Below are 14,194 nucleotides of genomic sequence, written 5' to 3'. Positions count from 1 at the left end.
ATTCGGAGTTGTCATGCGCTGGTCACGGTCCATCGTCGCTGCATTGCTGTCGGCGGTGCTCGTCGTCGGCCTACTTGTGGCGCAGCCTGCGAGCGAGGCTGAGGCTGCGAACTCGAGCGACTTCAACCCGGGCAACATCGTCAGCGACGAGCAGTTCTTCGATGGCGATGCCATGTCTGCGAGCCAGATCCAGGCATTCCTCGATTCGCAGCTTCAGGCATGCCAGTCCGGGTACACCTGCCTGAAGGACTACCGCCAGTCGACTCCGCGCATGAGCGCGGACAAGTACTGCGACGACGTGCCCGGCGCTTCCAGCCGCACAGCGGCACAGATCATCGCTGTCGTGGCTGCGGCATGCGATGTCAGCCCGAAGGTGATGCTCGTGCTTCTGCAGAAGGAGCAGAGTCTCGTCACGCTGTCGGCTCCTTCGCCGGTCCGCTTCGAGCGTGCGACCGGCTTCGCCTGCCCAGACACCGCACCGTGCGACTCCTCCTACGGCGGCTTCTTCTACCAGATCTACTACGCAGCCCGACAGTTCCAGCGCTATGCCGCGCATCCGGGGTCGTATCAGCACCAAGCGGATCGCACCAACCGCGTGCTGTACCACCCGAACGCTGCCTGCGGCACGAGCGACGTCTTCATCCGCAACCAGGCGACTGCCGGGCTCTACAACTACACGCCGTACCAGCCGAACGCGGCCGCGCTAGCAAATCTCTACGGCGCGGGCGATGCGTGCTCGGCGTACGGCAACAGGAACTTCTGGCGGATGTGGACGGATTGGTTCGGTTCTCCCACGAGCGCGATCTCGAGCCTGCTGGTCCGAGGCACGAGCAGCAGCACGGTGTACCTGGTCAACGGCAGTTGGCTGCACCCCTTCCCGAACGCCGCGCTGGTAGGCGAGTATCAGTCTCGGCTGGGACCCGTGCAGGTCGTGCCCGATGCTGCGATCCGCGAGATGACGATCGGCCAGGGCGTCACCCGCTGGATACGCTTCGACGGGAGTTCTTATTTCGTCGATGACGGCAAGCGCTACCACTTCCGCAGTGCCGAGCAGGTGCATGAGTGGGGTCACACCACGAGCTACGGCATCAACGTCAACGCCGAGCTGTACGACGCGCTGGTGAACGGCGGCTGGCTGCGCGACGTCGTGCGGTGGGGCAGCGAGTGGTGGATCGTCCGGGACGGGATGCGTCAACCGATCAGCGATCCGGCCATCCTCAAGGCCCTTGGGCTGTCAGACGAGCGCTCCTGGATGAGTGCGAACGCACTCGATGAGTTCGGTATCGGGGATCCACTGCTGGCGAACGGCTACGGGGCGATCAACTACTCGGGTACGGACGCCGTCTACCAGACCTCGGCGGGTCTCGTCTATCTTGATCGCCAGCAGGTTGAGCTCGGTGTCTTCGACGACTTCGGTGCCGTCACATGGGTCGCGGTCGAGCACGCTCGCCAGAGAGCGACCGCGCTCCCGAACCGCGTCTGGGATGGCAGAGATGCCTGGGTCGTGACCGATCGAGGGATGCTCCGGGTCACCAAGACCATGTTCGGAGGGGATGCATTCTTCGGCGCGATACCGCGCACCATCGTGCTCGGATTGCCGAGTGCGGGGGCAGTCACGGGAGAGCACTTCCAAGCCGAGCTCGGCGCTAGCACCGTCTGGTGGATGCATGACGGCAAGCGCGAGTCGATCCCTGCCCACAGCGTTGCGACAGTGGCAGCTCGCGAAGGCATCCCGAGCACTGTCCACCGCGGCGTCGATGGATATCTCAGCTGGATTCCAGAGCACTCGAGCTTCAGCCCTGGCACACTGCTTCGCGATGCTATCTCCGGCCAGCTCGTGCTGACGTCCGCGTCGTCCACGCTGCGAGTCGACGACGCGCGCGTGCTGCAACAGCTGGGTCTCGACACCACGCCCACCACGATCTCGCGATCGGTCCGGAACGGCCTACCGCCGCAGGCTGAGGCGTTCGATGACTTCGGTGTGCGATGCGCTGCACCGGGGCTCGCTTCGGATCGTCGGCTGATGAGCTTCGCCTCAGCCGCGGTGCAAGCCGACTGGGGCATGACGTTCGAGCAGTTGCCGAGTGACATCTGTCGGTTGATCAGCACCGGACCGGCTCTCGACCAAGCGGTCGCCGACTCCTCTGGCAATCTCTGGCTCGTCGGTGACGGCACACGCGCCCCGATCGACAGTTCGAGGACGCTGCGCGACCTCGGGATTGAGCAGAGTGCAGTGGTTCGTGTGAACGGCGATCCGCTGTACACGCTGGCACGCGCGCCCATGGTTCCTCCGTACTACTACACGGGCACGCTCGTCCGCGGTTGGGGGCTGTCGCAGGCCTACCTGGTTGATCAGGGCAGGCTGATGGCGACGACCGGTGCTGTCGCCGAGGAACTCGGATTCGATGACCGACCGATGGGGGTGTCGGTGGACGCCATCCAGGTCTCGACGCACGGAAGCGAGCTCCCGGCACCGTTGATCCGCTGCAACGGAAGAGAGTACGCGGGCGTGGACGGCCGACTGGTTGCCTTCCCTTGGCGAGTGGCTCTCGAGTTCGGCGACCCCACCGACTTCGTCGATGTGTCGTCGACCTTCTGCGGCAAGTTGGCGAAGGGGGGCTGGATGTCGCAGTATGTGCGTGACACGAGCAACGTCATCTGGTTCGTCGACGATGGTGCACGTACGCGCATCTCTGCTGCATCAGTCCCGACCGGTCAGCAGGTGCACGTCGTGGGAGACGCGATCCTCGCGCTCCTTCCGACGCGCTGAGCTCGCTCTCAGTGACGCGGGTCAGGACCGGATGGTGGTGATGACCTCGGTACGCGGCGCGCGCGGTGCGATCTGCTTGCGCAGCGGGCCGATCGCGAAGATCACGAGCAGCATCATGCCGAACTCGATCCAGGGCCGCGACTCCGCGAGCCCCTGCACGAACAGCGCGACCCAGAGCAGCAACGGGATGGCGTTGAGCGCGCGCTCGCCGATCGGGGCGCGGTAGAGCGCGCCGAGGCAGTTTGCGACCGCTCGGTACTGCAGTCCGCCCCACAGCAGCACTCCGACGAGGCCGAGCTGCATGAACACGTCGAGCCAGACGTTGTGCGCCTGCAGGTAGACCATGCCGTGCATCTCGCCGAGGCTGTCGAACGGCGGGACCCACGGGAGCCAGTAACCGAGGTAGCCCACGCCAACGACCGGGCTCGTAAGGCCGAGGTCGATCACGCGGCCCCAGATGTCGAAGCGGCCCGTCATGTCTGCATCGCGGCCGAGGAACTCCGTCACTGCATCCCAGTTGCCGATGATCAAGCCGATGCAGGCCAGGCCCACCGCGATCGCGATGCCGAAGATGCGATAGAAGGTGGCGCCGCGCCAGCGCACCCAAGCGATGACCAGGAACGCGAGCACCGCGACCATTGCCGTCGCGAACAGTACGGTGGCGCTCCGTGTGACGGCGTGGGCAAGCAGCGGCAGCGCGATCCACACCGGCCACCATCGGTCGAGCCGGGCGGCTGCGCGGCAGCTGGCGATCACCAGCGCGATCAGCGCCACCATTCCCAGCAGATTGGCGTTGCCCATGATGCCCTGCACGCGCCCGCCCTCGAACAGGAGGCCGCTCGACCAGTGCAGTTCGCCGCTGACGTCGGGCGGGTAGTCGGCCCAGAGCGGGAAGAGCGGGCGGCGCAGCACCAGCGCGACGAATGCCTCGAACAGGAACGAGGCGATCAACAGGCCCTGCATCGTCCAGTGCGTGAGATCGAGGATCACGCGGTAGGGAAGCGAGGCGATGAGCACCGCGCTCGCGATCGTGCCGATCAGGATGATCGACCCGACGAGCGACCACGCAGGTGAGATCGCCCAGATCGCCGAGACCAGCGCCATGGCCGCGAACGCGACGACCGACACGGGCATCCGCCACAGCCGAACGCGCAGCAACGTCAGCTCGATGGCGACCCAGATGAAGGTCGCGAGCACAATGCCTGCCCAGGCAGGATAGCCGATCACGTTGCGCACCGCGTCGCCGCAGGTCGCGTTGGCGACGATCCACGCTGCGAGGATCGTCCTCCTTCTCTGCCCCGGCACCGCACCATCGTGCCACGGCTCGGCTCGGCGCGAGCACTGTTGCACGCGCAGGAGCGGCGCGCTCGATGGACCGTGACCCGGGACGGGTCCCGGCGCTGGGGTCGCGGTGCAGGCGCGAAAGCGCCTGCACCCTCAGCTCCACCGCGCGTGTGCGAGGATTGCTCGCCGCCATCGTCCAGCGAACCGGAGCCCCATGCGCGTCGTCGTCCTCGTGCCGACCTACAACGAGCGTGAGGCCCTGCCCGTGACGATGCACGGTCTGCTGCAGGCGGCGCCGACGGTCGAGGTGCTCGTCATCGACGACGCGAGCCCGGATGGCACTGGCGAGCTGGCCGACGCGATCGCCGCCGCTGATCCGCGCGTGAGCGTGCTGCACCGCCCAGCCAAGGCGGGCCTCGGGGCCGCCTACGTGCACGGGATGCACGTGGCGCTCGAGATGGGGGCGGATGCGGTGGTCGAGTTCGACGCAGACGGCTCGCACCCGGCCGAGGCCGTGCCGCGCATGCTGGCAGCGCTCGCACACGGCTCCAGGGCGGGCGCCGATCTGGTGATCGGCTCCCGATGGGTGCAGGGCGGAGGCGTCGTCGACTGGCCCTGGCACCGGCAGGCGATCTCCCGTGTGGGCAACGTGTACGCGCGGGTGATGCTGCGGTCGTCGGTGCACGACATGACCGCCGGGTGCCGCGCGTACACGGCCGAGCTGCTGCGACGCATCCCCCTGGAAGAGGTGCGCAGCCAGGGCTACTGCTTCCAGATCGACATGACGCGGCGCGCGCTGGAGGCGGGTGCGCGCGTGGTCGAAGTGCCGATCCTGTTCCGCGAGCGCGAGCTCGGAGCGTCGAAGATGACGCCCGGCATCGTGCGCGAAGCGCTCGTGAGCGTCACGGGCTGGGCGGCCGGCCGGGCCTGGAGGGCAGTGGCCGAGCGCCTCGCGCGACTCAGGCGAACGCCGACTGCCCGCTGATCGCCCGCCCCACGATCAGCGAGTTCATCTGCGCGGTGCCCTCGTAGGTGTAGAGCGCCTCGGCGTCGACGAAGAAGCGCGCGACGTCGTAGTCGGTGACGATGCCGTTGCCGCCGCACACCTCGCGGCACCAGGCGACCACCTCTCGCATCCGCGTGGTGGCGTAGGCCTTGGCCAGTGCGGAGTGGGCGTCCTCCTGCCGACCTTCGTCGAGCATCCGTGACACCTGCACGCAGAGCGCGATCGAGGCGGTAATGTGCCCGAGCGACTTGGCCAGCAGATCCTGCACGAGCTGGTGCCCGGCGATCGGCTTGCCGAACTGCACCCGCTCGGTCGTGTAGCGCACGGCGGCCTCGTAGGCGCCGATCATCACGCCCACGGCGCTCCAGGCGACCTCGGCGCGGGTGAGGCGCAGCACCTTGGCGGTGTCGCGGAAGCTCGAGGCCCGCTGCAGGCGCATCGACTCCGGCACCCGCACGCCCTCGAGCACGATGTCGGCGTTCTGCACCATGCGCAGCGAGATCTTGCGCTCGATCTTGGTGGCGGCGAACCCGGCGGTGTCGGTGGGCACGATGAAGCCCTTGACCTGGCCGTCCGCGGCGTCCTTCGCCCAGATCACCACGATGTCGGCGTGCGTGGCGTTGCCGATCCAGCGCTTCGCACCATCGATGACCCATTCCTCGCCCTCGCGCCGGGCGGTGGTGCGCAGGCCCTGCGCGGCATCCGAGCCGGAGAGCGGCTCGGTGAGCCCGAAGGCGCCGATCACCGAGCAGTCGGCGAGCTTCGGCAGCCACTCCGCGCGCTGCTCGTCGCTGCCGGCGACGCCGATCGAGCCCGCGACGAGCCCGTTCTGCACGGCGACGAAGGTGGAGACGGATGCGTCCACCCGGCTCATCTCGAGCGCGACCCAGCCGCGGTAGACCGCCGAGTTCTCGATCCGGGCGCTCTCGGCCCACCCGGGGCCCACCACGCCGAGGCCCGCGAGCTCGGGGATGAGCTGGTGGGGGAAGGTGTCGGCGTGCCAGTGCTCGTCGATGACGGGGCGCACCCGCTGCTCCATGAACGCACGGATCTCGGCCAGCGAGGCCTGCTCCGCTTCGGTGAGGTCGGTGGCGAAGCCGAAGAAGTCGCTCGTGAGCGGTGTGAAGGTCATGGCGTCACGCTACGGCGAGGCCGCTGGCGCCACCGCGGCGTTGGTACGCTCATGCCAATCTGCCGGGAGGAGACCGCGGCGTGTTTGTGCCCATCGCCAACGACCCCAGGGGCTACGCCTGGGGCAGCACCAGGCTGCTGGCCGACTACCTGCGCCGCACTCCTTCCGGCGGGCCCGAAGCTGAGCTGTGGCTCGGTGCGCACCCGGGCAGCCCCTCGCGCGTGACAGGAGGGGAGCACCTGGGGCTCGACCTGTCGCAGGCGATCGAAGCGGCGGGCCGCACCCAGCCCGTGATGCTGCTCAAGGTGCTGGCCGCGGCCGAGCCGCTCTCGCTGCAGGCGCATCCGAATGCCGCACGCGCCCGAGCCGGCCACGAGCGGGAGGACGTTGCTGGCATCGCTCGCGACGCGCCGCACCGGAACTACCGCGACCCGTTCGCGAAGCCGGAGCTGGTCGTCGCCGTCACGCCGTTCGAAGCGCTCAGCGGGTTCCGCCCGCGGGAGCAGGCGCAGGGCGTCGCCGAGGCTCTCGCCGCCGTCGACGCGCGGTTCGGGCCTTTGGCAGAGCACGTGCGCTCGGGCGATGCGCTCGCTTGGCTGCTCTCCGGTGCGCTGGAGGTACGCGCCGCGATCGCTGCCGCGTCCGAGCGGTCTGACGCGATCGCCGCGGCGCTGCCGGACGAGGCCGACACCATCGCCCGACTGGCCGCCGCGCACCCGGGCGACCCCGGCATCCTCGTTGCATTGCTGCTCAACCGCGTGTCGCTCGCGCCGGGCGAAGCGCTCTACCTGCCGGCCGGCAACCTGCACGCCTACCTCGAGGGTCTGGGTATGGAGCTCATGGGACCGAGCGACAACGTGCTGCGCGGCGGCCTGACGTCCAAGCACGTCGACGTCGACGAGCTGCTCGCGATCGTCGACGAGACGCCACTCGAGGATCCGCGGCTGCCGGCGATGGAGCTCGACGGCGCAATCGCCTACCGGCCGGAGGCGCCATTCGAACTGCGGCTGGTGGAGGGCACGCACCGGGTGGGGCCCGGAAGGGCGCTGCTGCTCGCGATCTCGCCCACGCGCATCGACGTCGACGGCGTGACGCATGAGCTCGACGTTGCGCAGGCGGCGTGGATCGACACCGAGGTGGACTTCTCCGTGGCCTCCGACGAAGCCTGGCTGGCTCTCGAGTGCGACACGCCGGAGGGCTCCCCTCCGCGGCCCTAGCGGCGACACGCTTACAATCCTCGACTTGACGCGGGGCGAACTACACCGGTGTAATTGGTGCAGCGCGGGCCCGGCCGGGGTCCCGCAGAAACCGGGGGAAGCCATGCGAGAGGGAGTGCAGCGCAGCACGACAGCGCGAGGCATCGAAGAGGGTGGGCTGCGTCGCGGCGTGCCAGGCGACTGGTTCGTCGACCCGATCATGCTTGGGGTACCTGGCGTTCGCAACGAGGCGGACGACCACCCACTGGGATGGCAGGCCGACGCGCTCTGCGCGGAGACCGATCCGGAGGCGTTCTTCCCGGAGAAGGGCGGTTCCACACGGGATGCCAAGCGCATCTGCGACACCTGCGAGGTGCGCCAGCAGTGCCTCGAGTACGCCCTCGAGAACGATGAGCGCTTCGGCATCTGGGGCGGGCTGTCCGAGCGCGAGCGGCGCAAGCTGCGCAAGCTCGCCTGAGCGCGATCCGCATGCGGGTCGTCCTCACCATGATGGTCCGCGATGAGGCGGACGTCATCGCGGCGACCATCGAACACCATCTGGCCGAAGGCGTCGACCGCATCCTGGTGACGGACAACGCATCCGTCGACGGCACGCGCGAGATCCTCGCAGACTACGCGCGCGCAGCACCCGTCACCGTCTTCGACGATCCGGAGCACCGCAAGCAGCAGGCGGAGGTCGTCACCCGCATGGCGCGGCTGGCGGCGGCCGAGCACGGCGCCGATTGGGTGATCAACGGCGATGCCGACGAGTTCGTGCTCGCAGGTGCGCGCACGGTCGCCGAGGCGCTCGCGAGCGCGCCGCCGGCACTCGGCTCGTTCCACGTGCCGGTGCGCAATCTCGTCGGCCCCACAGCGCGCAGCGGCTCCGGCCTTGCCACCCGCATGCATTGGCGTGACGAACGCGCGCAGGCGCAACTCGAGGCGGCGGGCGTGCAGGCGCACCCGACCCCGAACGCCATTCACGTCGGTGACCCCCGCGTCGAGGTCGCGCAGGGCAACCACTTCGTCTCGATGCCGCAGCGCGGCGAGGTGACGGATGCGTTCGGCCTCGAGGTGCTACACGTGCCGTGGCGCTCGTGGCAGCAGTTCGAGCGCAAGACGATCAACATGGGCCGGGGATACGAGGCGTCGCCCTCGCTCGATCCGAGCCCGAATCATCACGGCATGCGCGATTGGCGTCGTTGGAAGGCGGGCATCCTGCTGCCGTTCTACCTCGCGAGGACGCCAGTCGCTGACTCCGACTTCGGCGACGGCTTCGTGCGCGACGATCGGCTGGCGACGCGGCTCACCGCGCTGTCCGCGGTGCTCCCTGTTCGGCTCGCCGAGGCCGTCGACGCCGATCGTGATGCCCACTTCAGTCCTGCTGAGGTCCGCGAGCTGCTTGAGCGCGAGCGGGCACTGCACGGGCTCGACGACGCCTTCCACGCCGAGGTGGCCGCGCAGATCGCGCGTCGGCAGGCGCTGGAGCGCCGAGCCATCACGCCCGAACGGCTCGCGCGGGGCGCGCGCCGCGCCGCCGGGCATGCCGCAGCCGTCATCCGTCGCATCCGCCGCTGACGCGGGCTCCGGCACGCAGATCCGCGGCACACCGGCCGCAACCGCCGGTCGCCGTCGTCATCCCATCTAGCCTTGCCAGGTGCATCCGAGGGTCTTCGCCGTGCTCGCGGCCAGCAGTGGCGCCGCGTATCTGCCGGCGACCCTCGCCGCGATCGACGCGCAGACCGTCGCCCCCGAGCGACTGGTCGCGGTGGACGGCGGCTCCAAGGACGACTCCCGCGCGCTGCTCGAGGCGTCGAGCGCGCGCAGCGTGGTCGCGGCTTCGCGCCTGCCCTATGGGCAGCTGATCGCGAAGGGCGTCGCATCGCTGCCGGAGGCGCACGACGATGACTGGCTGTGGCTGCTCGCGCACGATGCGACGCCGCATCCGCGGGCGCTGCAGGCGCTGCTGGCGCACGTCGACTCGCACCCGAGCGTCGCAGCGGTGGGTCCGAAGGTGATGCGGGGCGACGCCCCGGATCGATTCGCCGAGTTCGGCGAGTCGATGACGCCCTTCGGCCGCAGCCTGCTGCTGCACGAGGGCGAGCTCGATCAGGGGCAGCACGACGACGACAGCGACCAGCTCGGTGTCGCCGAGACCGGCGTGCTCATCCGCCGGGATGTGTTCGCACGCCTCGGAGGCTTCGATCCGGCACTGCGCTCGATCGATGCCGGGCTCGACCTCGGCGTGCGTGCCCGGCTGGCCGGCCACCGCGTCGCCGTCGAGCCCCGAGCGCGGGTGCGACGGGCCGGCGGTCCGGAACACTTCGACGCCCGTTCGGTGAGCGACGCGCACCGGGTGGCGATCTCGCGCCGCGCGCAGTTGCATCGACGGCTCGCCTATGCGAACCCCGTCGCGCTGGTGCTCCACTGGCTGCTGCTGCTGCCGCTGGGCGTCGTGCGCACGATCGTGCACCTGCTCGCGAAGCGGCCCGCCGCTGTGCTCGCCGACTGGCGCGCGACGCTCACGACGCTGGTCGCCTTCGGTGCGACGGCACGGGCGCGGCAGCGGATCGCATCGGCGCGGAAGATGCGCTGGGCATCGCTTCGCCCGCTGCGCGCCTCCTGGCGCACCGTGCGCTCGCAGCGCCGTGCGCTCGGCGATCCTGAGCGCATGCAGCTCGCCGCCGACGAGCGTGTGGGGTTCGTGGAAGGCGCTGGGCTGTGGGTCACGGCGCTCGCCGTCGTCGTCGGCATCGTGCTGACCCCCCAGTTGATCGGTGCTGCGGCCGCGACGGGTGGCGGGCTGCTGCCGCTCTCCGGCTCCCTCGGTGAGCTGTGGTCGAACACGCTCTTCGGATCCCGCGATGCGCTGGGCGCGGTGACCGGGCCCAGCGATCCCTTCGTGCTGATGCTGGCGCTGCTCGGCTCGCTCACGCCGTGGCAGCCGTCCACCGCCATCGTGCTGCTGCTCTTCCTCGCTCCCGCGATCGCATCGCTGACGGGCTTCTTCGCGGCACGACGCATGACGACCTCGCGGTGGGCGCCGGCCGTCGCCGCTGCCCTGTGGTCGCTGTCACCGCTGCTGCTGGCACCCATCGTCGAGGGCAGGCTCGGCGCCGTGCTCGCGCACCTGGCCCTGCCGCTCGCGGTCGTCGGGCTGATGCGGGCATCCGCCTCCTGGCGGGCGGCCGGTGCTGCGGCGATCCCCGTCGCCGTCGTGATCGCCGGCTCGCCGGTGCTGCTGCCGGCGCTGCTGCTGTGCGGCATCGTGGCGGCGGCCGTCGGCTGGCGCCGGCCGCTGCGACCGCTCGCGGCGCTGCTCCCCGGTGCCGTGCTGTTCGCGCCTGTCGCGATCGCCCGGTGGCTTGACGGCTCGCCGCTGGCGGCACTCGCCGATCCGGGCGTGCCGAGGCCGTCGGTGCCGCCGACCGCCGTCGAGGCGGCTCTGCTCGCCCCTGATTCGTCGCTGGCGACGCTCGATGGCGTGATCGCGTGGCTCGCCCCGGGCGCCGACCCGGTGTGGTTCGCGCTCGGACTGCTGGCGCCGCTCGCGCTCGCCGCGCTCGGCGGCGTGGTCCTGCGGCCGGCGACCGCGTGGCCGTGGCTGCCGCTGGTGCTGGCGGGGTACGCGACGGCGGTCGCCTCGACACGGCTGGAGCTGACCAGCCTGGACGGCGAACCGGTGACGGTCTGGGCCGGCAGCGGTGCATCCCTGGCGCTGGCTGCGCTCATCGCGCTCGCGCTCGTCGCCGTCGACGTCGACGACCGCCGCGGCAGCCTGCCCGGCAGCGTGATCGTGCTCGCCGCGCTCGCGGCAGCCGTGCCGCTCATCGCGACCTCGTTCCTGACGCCCGCGACCGTGATCGCGGCACCCGACCGCCGCATGCCGGCATTCGTCGACGCCGCGGCGGAGCACGATCAGCAGATCGGCACGCTCGTGCTGCATCCGCTCGCACAGGGCGTGCTCGGCGTCGACGTCGAGCGCGGTCGCGGCGCGGCGCTCGACGACGTGGCCACCGGTGAGCTCGTGCGCGATGGCGCCAGCGAGGTCGAGGAGCAGCTCGCGCAGGCAGCCGTCGATCTGGCTGCCGGCGGCGACGTCGACGTCGCTGCGCTCCTCGACGACCAGGGCGTGCAGTTCATCCTGCTCGAGCAGGAGCGCGAAGGCGCGGCTGCCGTGCATGACCGGGCGCAGCGCTCGCTCGACGCGCGCGGCGATCTGCAGGCGATCGGCCAGACCGAGGCGGGCCTGCTGTGGCAGCGCGTCGATCCGCGGCCCGGCGAGCCGGCTGCACCGGTCGCCTGGGCGGGCTGGCTGCTGCTGGGGCAGCTGGCGGCGCTCGGAGCCGCGGTCGTCGCCGCGCTGCCCTCGCTGCGCCGTGGGGCTCGCGTGCGCACGAAGCGACTCGAGGGAACGGGGGAGTGGCAGTGAGCGACCGCGACAGGGAGCCGCTCGACGACTCGCAGGAGTTCGACGACGTCTCGCCCATCGATGACGCCGAAGTTCCTCGCGAGCACCGGGCGGCTCCGGAGGAGCTTGCCATCGAAGCCGAGGCGCAGGCCAGGGCAGAGGCCGACACCGGCGGCGCGGGCGATATCGCCAGTGACGTCGCGCTCACCGACCGCGAGGCGGTCGCGAACGATGCCGCGCTGGCCGGCAGGCGCGTCGAGCGACGGGATGTCGTGCGGTGGAGCGCGCGCGCGCTTGCCGGCGTCGCGGCCGCAGCGCTCGGCTTCGGCGCGGTGCTCGGCGCTGGAGCACTGCCCGACGATGCCCGCGTGCGCGCCGAGGTGCCTGCGACCCAGGTGCAGCCGGCGTCGCCGCTGCAATCGCGCGTGTGCGCCGGCCCGGCGCTGCGCGTCGGCACAGCCGATGGCGAGAACGCGCTCGCGATCGCTGCGATCGCCGAGCCCTCGCTGGTGATCGGCAGTCTCGGCGGCGAGGTCGAGCAGACCGCGCTGGGCGTGACCGGCGCGGACGACGTCAGCGGCGGCGAGTCGATCGTGCAGCGCAACGAGGCCTCGACGCTCTCCGCCGCGCAGAGCCTCGACATCGACGTCGAGGGCGTGCGCGGCTTCGCTGCCAGCGAGTGCGCGGAGACGAGTTTGGACCAGTGGCTGGTGGGCGGCTCGACGCGCACCGGCCGACAGACGGTGCTGACGATCGCGAACGCCTCTGAGGTCAGTGCCAGCGTCGACGTCACCGTCTACGGCCCGGAAGGGCCGATCGAGAGCGTCGGATCGACGGGCATCGCCGTGGCGCCGGGTGCCGAGGAGGTGCTCGACCTCGCCGCCCTCGCCCCCGGTGTCTCGGACGCGGTGGTGCGCGTCGCATCCGTCGGCGCACCGGTCACCGCGCACCTGCAGCAGACCACCACGCGCGGGCTCGAGCGCGGCGGGTTCGAGATCATCGATCCAGTCCCTGCGCTGCTGACCACCGTGCTGCCTGGCGTGGCCGTGACCGAGTCCACCGGGCTCGAGACACAGCCCGACTATGACGACACCGCGTCGGTGCTGCGGGTGCTCTCACCGCAAGGTGGCGATGTGCGCGTCGTGTTCCAGGCGAGCGACGGCTCGACCATCGAGTCGGAGGGCACGCTCGAGGCTGGCAGGGTGACCGACTTCGACCTCGAGGAGCTGCCGGTCGGCACCCACGCGATCCGTGTCGAGTCGGATGCGCCTGTGGTCGCCGGCGCGCGCACCGTGGCCGTCGCCGGCGAGGGCCTCGACTTCGACTGGGTCGCCGGCGGACAGGCGCGCTCGGGCGCCTCCGCGATCGCCGTGCCCCCGGGCCCGGAGGCGACGCTGCACGTGGTGAGCAGTTCGGATGCGGACCAGGAGATCACGGTCGCGGGCGAGACCGTGCGGCTGCCCGCGGGGGGCGTCCACGAGCAGCAGGTGCCCGCCGGCACGGTGGAGGTGAGCGGCGACGATCTCATCCTCGCCATCGAGTACCGCAGCCCGAGCTCGGTCGGCGGCTTCACGGTGAGCACCCAGGGGCGGGCGGCGAGCGGCGTGCTGGTGGTGCACTGACTCAAAGGATCGGTGGTGCCGAAGCTCAGCGGTGCCGATGTCAGGTACCGGAGCTCAGTGGTGCCGCCAGCGATCCGGCGCGACCTCCCAGGGATCGCGGCCGATGAGCTCGGCGGCGGCGCGGAAGACAGCGCCCTCGATCGCCACCTGCCGATGCCAGGGATCATCGACGTGCACGCGCGGCAGCCGCTGCAGCGGCAGCCGATAGATCGTGATCGTGCGCTGCTGGGTGTCGATGGCCCACTCCGGCACCTCGTCCAGGCGATCGGCGAGCGCGCGCGGCGGCATGTCCGCCCACCGGAAGCGCACGTCGCCGAGCTCTGCCGGCCACAGCGCGGTCACGTAGTCGGCCGCATCCGCCGCGATGTCCTCAAAGCGTGTCTCGCGCGAGGAGAGGAAGGGCAGCACAGGGCCGGCGACCGACGAGCGGATGTCGCGGCCGTGGCGCGATCCACGAGAGCGTTGGCGCGCGGGCATGCCGCCATCCTACGTGTCGCGGCCGGATGCGCCGGGACGGCGATACCCTGGGGGCGATGGATGACAGGACGTGCTCGCGCCCCGGCTGCCGCCGATACGCGGACCGCACTGTCACGGTCGACTATGCGGCGCAACTGCTGGTCGTCGGGCCCCTGCAGCAGGCCAGCCGGCAGGGTGCGATCGAGGGCAGCTACGCCCTGTGCGAGCCGCACGCCGATCGTCATGCCGGCCCGACCGGGTGGCAGATCGTCCGGTACGAGCCCGGGCACGCGAGCCTCTGAAGCGACGCGGTCAGA

General features: G+C 70.7%; 11 protein-coding genes. 8 read left to right on the top strand and 3 right to left on the bottom strand.

The window, feature by feature from the left end:
* The first annotated feature begins 13 nt into the window (after window positions 1-13).
* Entirely contained in the window at window positions 14-2,770 is a 2,757-nt protein-coding gene (locus tag J1M46_RS07950; RefSeq protein WP_206447321.1) for a hypothetical protein, read from the top strand.
* A 21-nt stretch (window positions 2,771-2,791) separates the two neighbouring features.
* Here the strand turns inward: J1M46_RS07950 and J1M46_RS15770 are convergent, their stop codons facing one another.
* Window positions 2,792-4,075: an O-antigen ligase family protein gene (locus J1M46_RS15770; protein ID WP_206447320.1), complete on the bottom strand. Its 1,284-nt coding sequence runs from the start codon at window positions 4,073-4,075 to the stop codon at window positions 2,792-2,794.
* A gap of 193 nt (window positions 4,076-4,268) precedes the next feature.
* Between J1M46_RS15770 and J1M46_RS07940 the strand changes: the two genes are divergently transcribed.
* Window positions 4,269-5,039 (top strand): polyprenol monophosphomannose synthase, encoded by a 771-nt coding sequence (locus J1M46_RS07940; protein ID WP_206447319.1) that lies wholly within the window; start codon window positions 4,269-4,271, stop codon window positions 5,037-5,039.
* Here J1M46_RS07940 and J1M46_RS07935 read toward each other — a convergent pair.
* Window positions 5,014-6,192 carry an acyl-CoA dehydrogenase family protein gene (locus J1M46_RS07935; RefSeq protein ID WP_206447318.1) on the bottom strand — a complete coding sequence of 393 codons (1,179 nt, stop codon included), beginning with the start codon at window positions 6,190-6,192 and terminating at the stop codon, window positions 5,014-5,016. The genes J1M46_RS07940 and J1M46_RS07935 overlap by 26 nt on opposite strands.
* Before the next feature lie 80 nt (window positions 6,193-6,272).
* Here J1M46_RS07935 and manA point away from each other — a divergent pair, with 80 nt between their 5' ends.
* The 5 genes from manA to J1M46_RS07910 all read left to right on the top strand — a co-directional run bounded on the left by manA (window position 6,273) and on the right by J1M46_RS07910 (window position 13,421).
* Window positions 6,273-7,409 carry a mannose-6-phosphate isomerase, class I gene (manA, locus tag J1M46_RS07930; protein ID WP_342384318.1) on the top strand — a complete coding sequence of 379 codons (1,137 nt, stop codon included), beginning with the start codon at window positions 6,273-6,275 and terminating at the stop codon, window positions 7,407-7,409.
* A 199-nt stretch (window positions 7,410-7,608) separates the two neighbouring features.
* A complete protein-coding gene (locus J1M46_RS07925; protein WP_177220369.1) occupies window positions 7,609-7,866 on the top strand; it encodes a WhiB family transcriptional regulator in 258 nt (85 codons plus the stop codon).
* 11 nt (window positions 7,867-7,877) lie between these two features.
* The gene (locus J1M46_RS07920) at window positions 7,878-8,966 is read left to right on the top strand and encodes a glycosyltransferase family 2 protein (RefSeq protein WP_206447317.1); all 1,089 of its coding nucleotides are present in this window, start codon (window positions 7,878-7,880) and stop codon (window positions 8,964-8,966) included.
* A 79-nt stretch (window positions 8,967-9,045) separates the two neighbouring features.
* The gene (locus tag J1M46_RS07915) at window positions 9,046-11,820 is read left to right on the top strand and encodes a glycosyltransferase (protein WP_206447316.1); all 2,775 of its coding nucleotides are present in this window, start codon (window positions 9,046-9,048) and stop codon (window positions 11,818-11,820) included.
* On the top strand, window positions 11,817-13,421 hold the full coding sequence (locus tag J1M46_RS07910; RefSeq protein ID WP_206447315.1) for a DUF5719 family protein: 1,605 nt from the start codon (window positions 11,817-11,819) through the stop codon (window positions 13,419-13,421). The genes J1M46_RS07915 and J1M46_RS07910 overlap by 4 nt, the downstream gene beginning before the upstream one ends.
* A gap of 54 nt (window positions 13,422-13,475) precedes the next feature.
* On the opposite strand, the gene J1M46_RS07905 is transcribed toward J1M46_RS07910, so the two are convergent.
* Complete coding sequence (locus tag J1M46_RS07905) at window positions 13,476-13,898, bottom strand: hypothetical protein (RefSeq protein ID WP_092918041.1); 423 nt, start codon at window positions 13,896-13,898, stop codon at window positions 13,476-13,478.
* A 56-nt stretch (window positions 13,899-13,954) separates the two neighbouring features.
* Here J1M46_RS07905 and J1M46_RS07900 point away from each other — a divergent pair, with 56 nt between their 5' ends.
* On the top strand, window positions 13,955-14,179 hold the full coding sequence (locus J1M46_RS07900) for a DUF3499 family protein (protein ID WP_206447314.1): 225 nt from the start codon (window positions 13,955-13,957) through the stop codon (window positions 14,177-14,179).
* The last annotated feature ends 15 nt before the right edge of the window (window positions 14,180-14,194 follow it).

Source organism: Agrococcus sp. KRD186, from assembly GCF_017168255.1.
Classification (GTDB): domain Bacteria; phylum Actinomycetota; class Actinomycetes; order Actinomycetales; family Microbacteriaceae; genus Agrococcus.
This window is presented reverse-complemented; position numbering and strand designations above follow the sequence as displayed.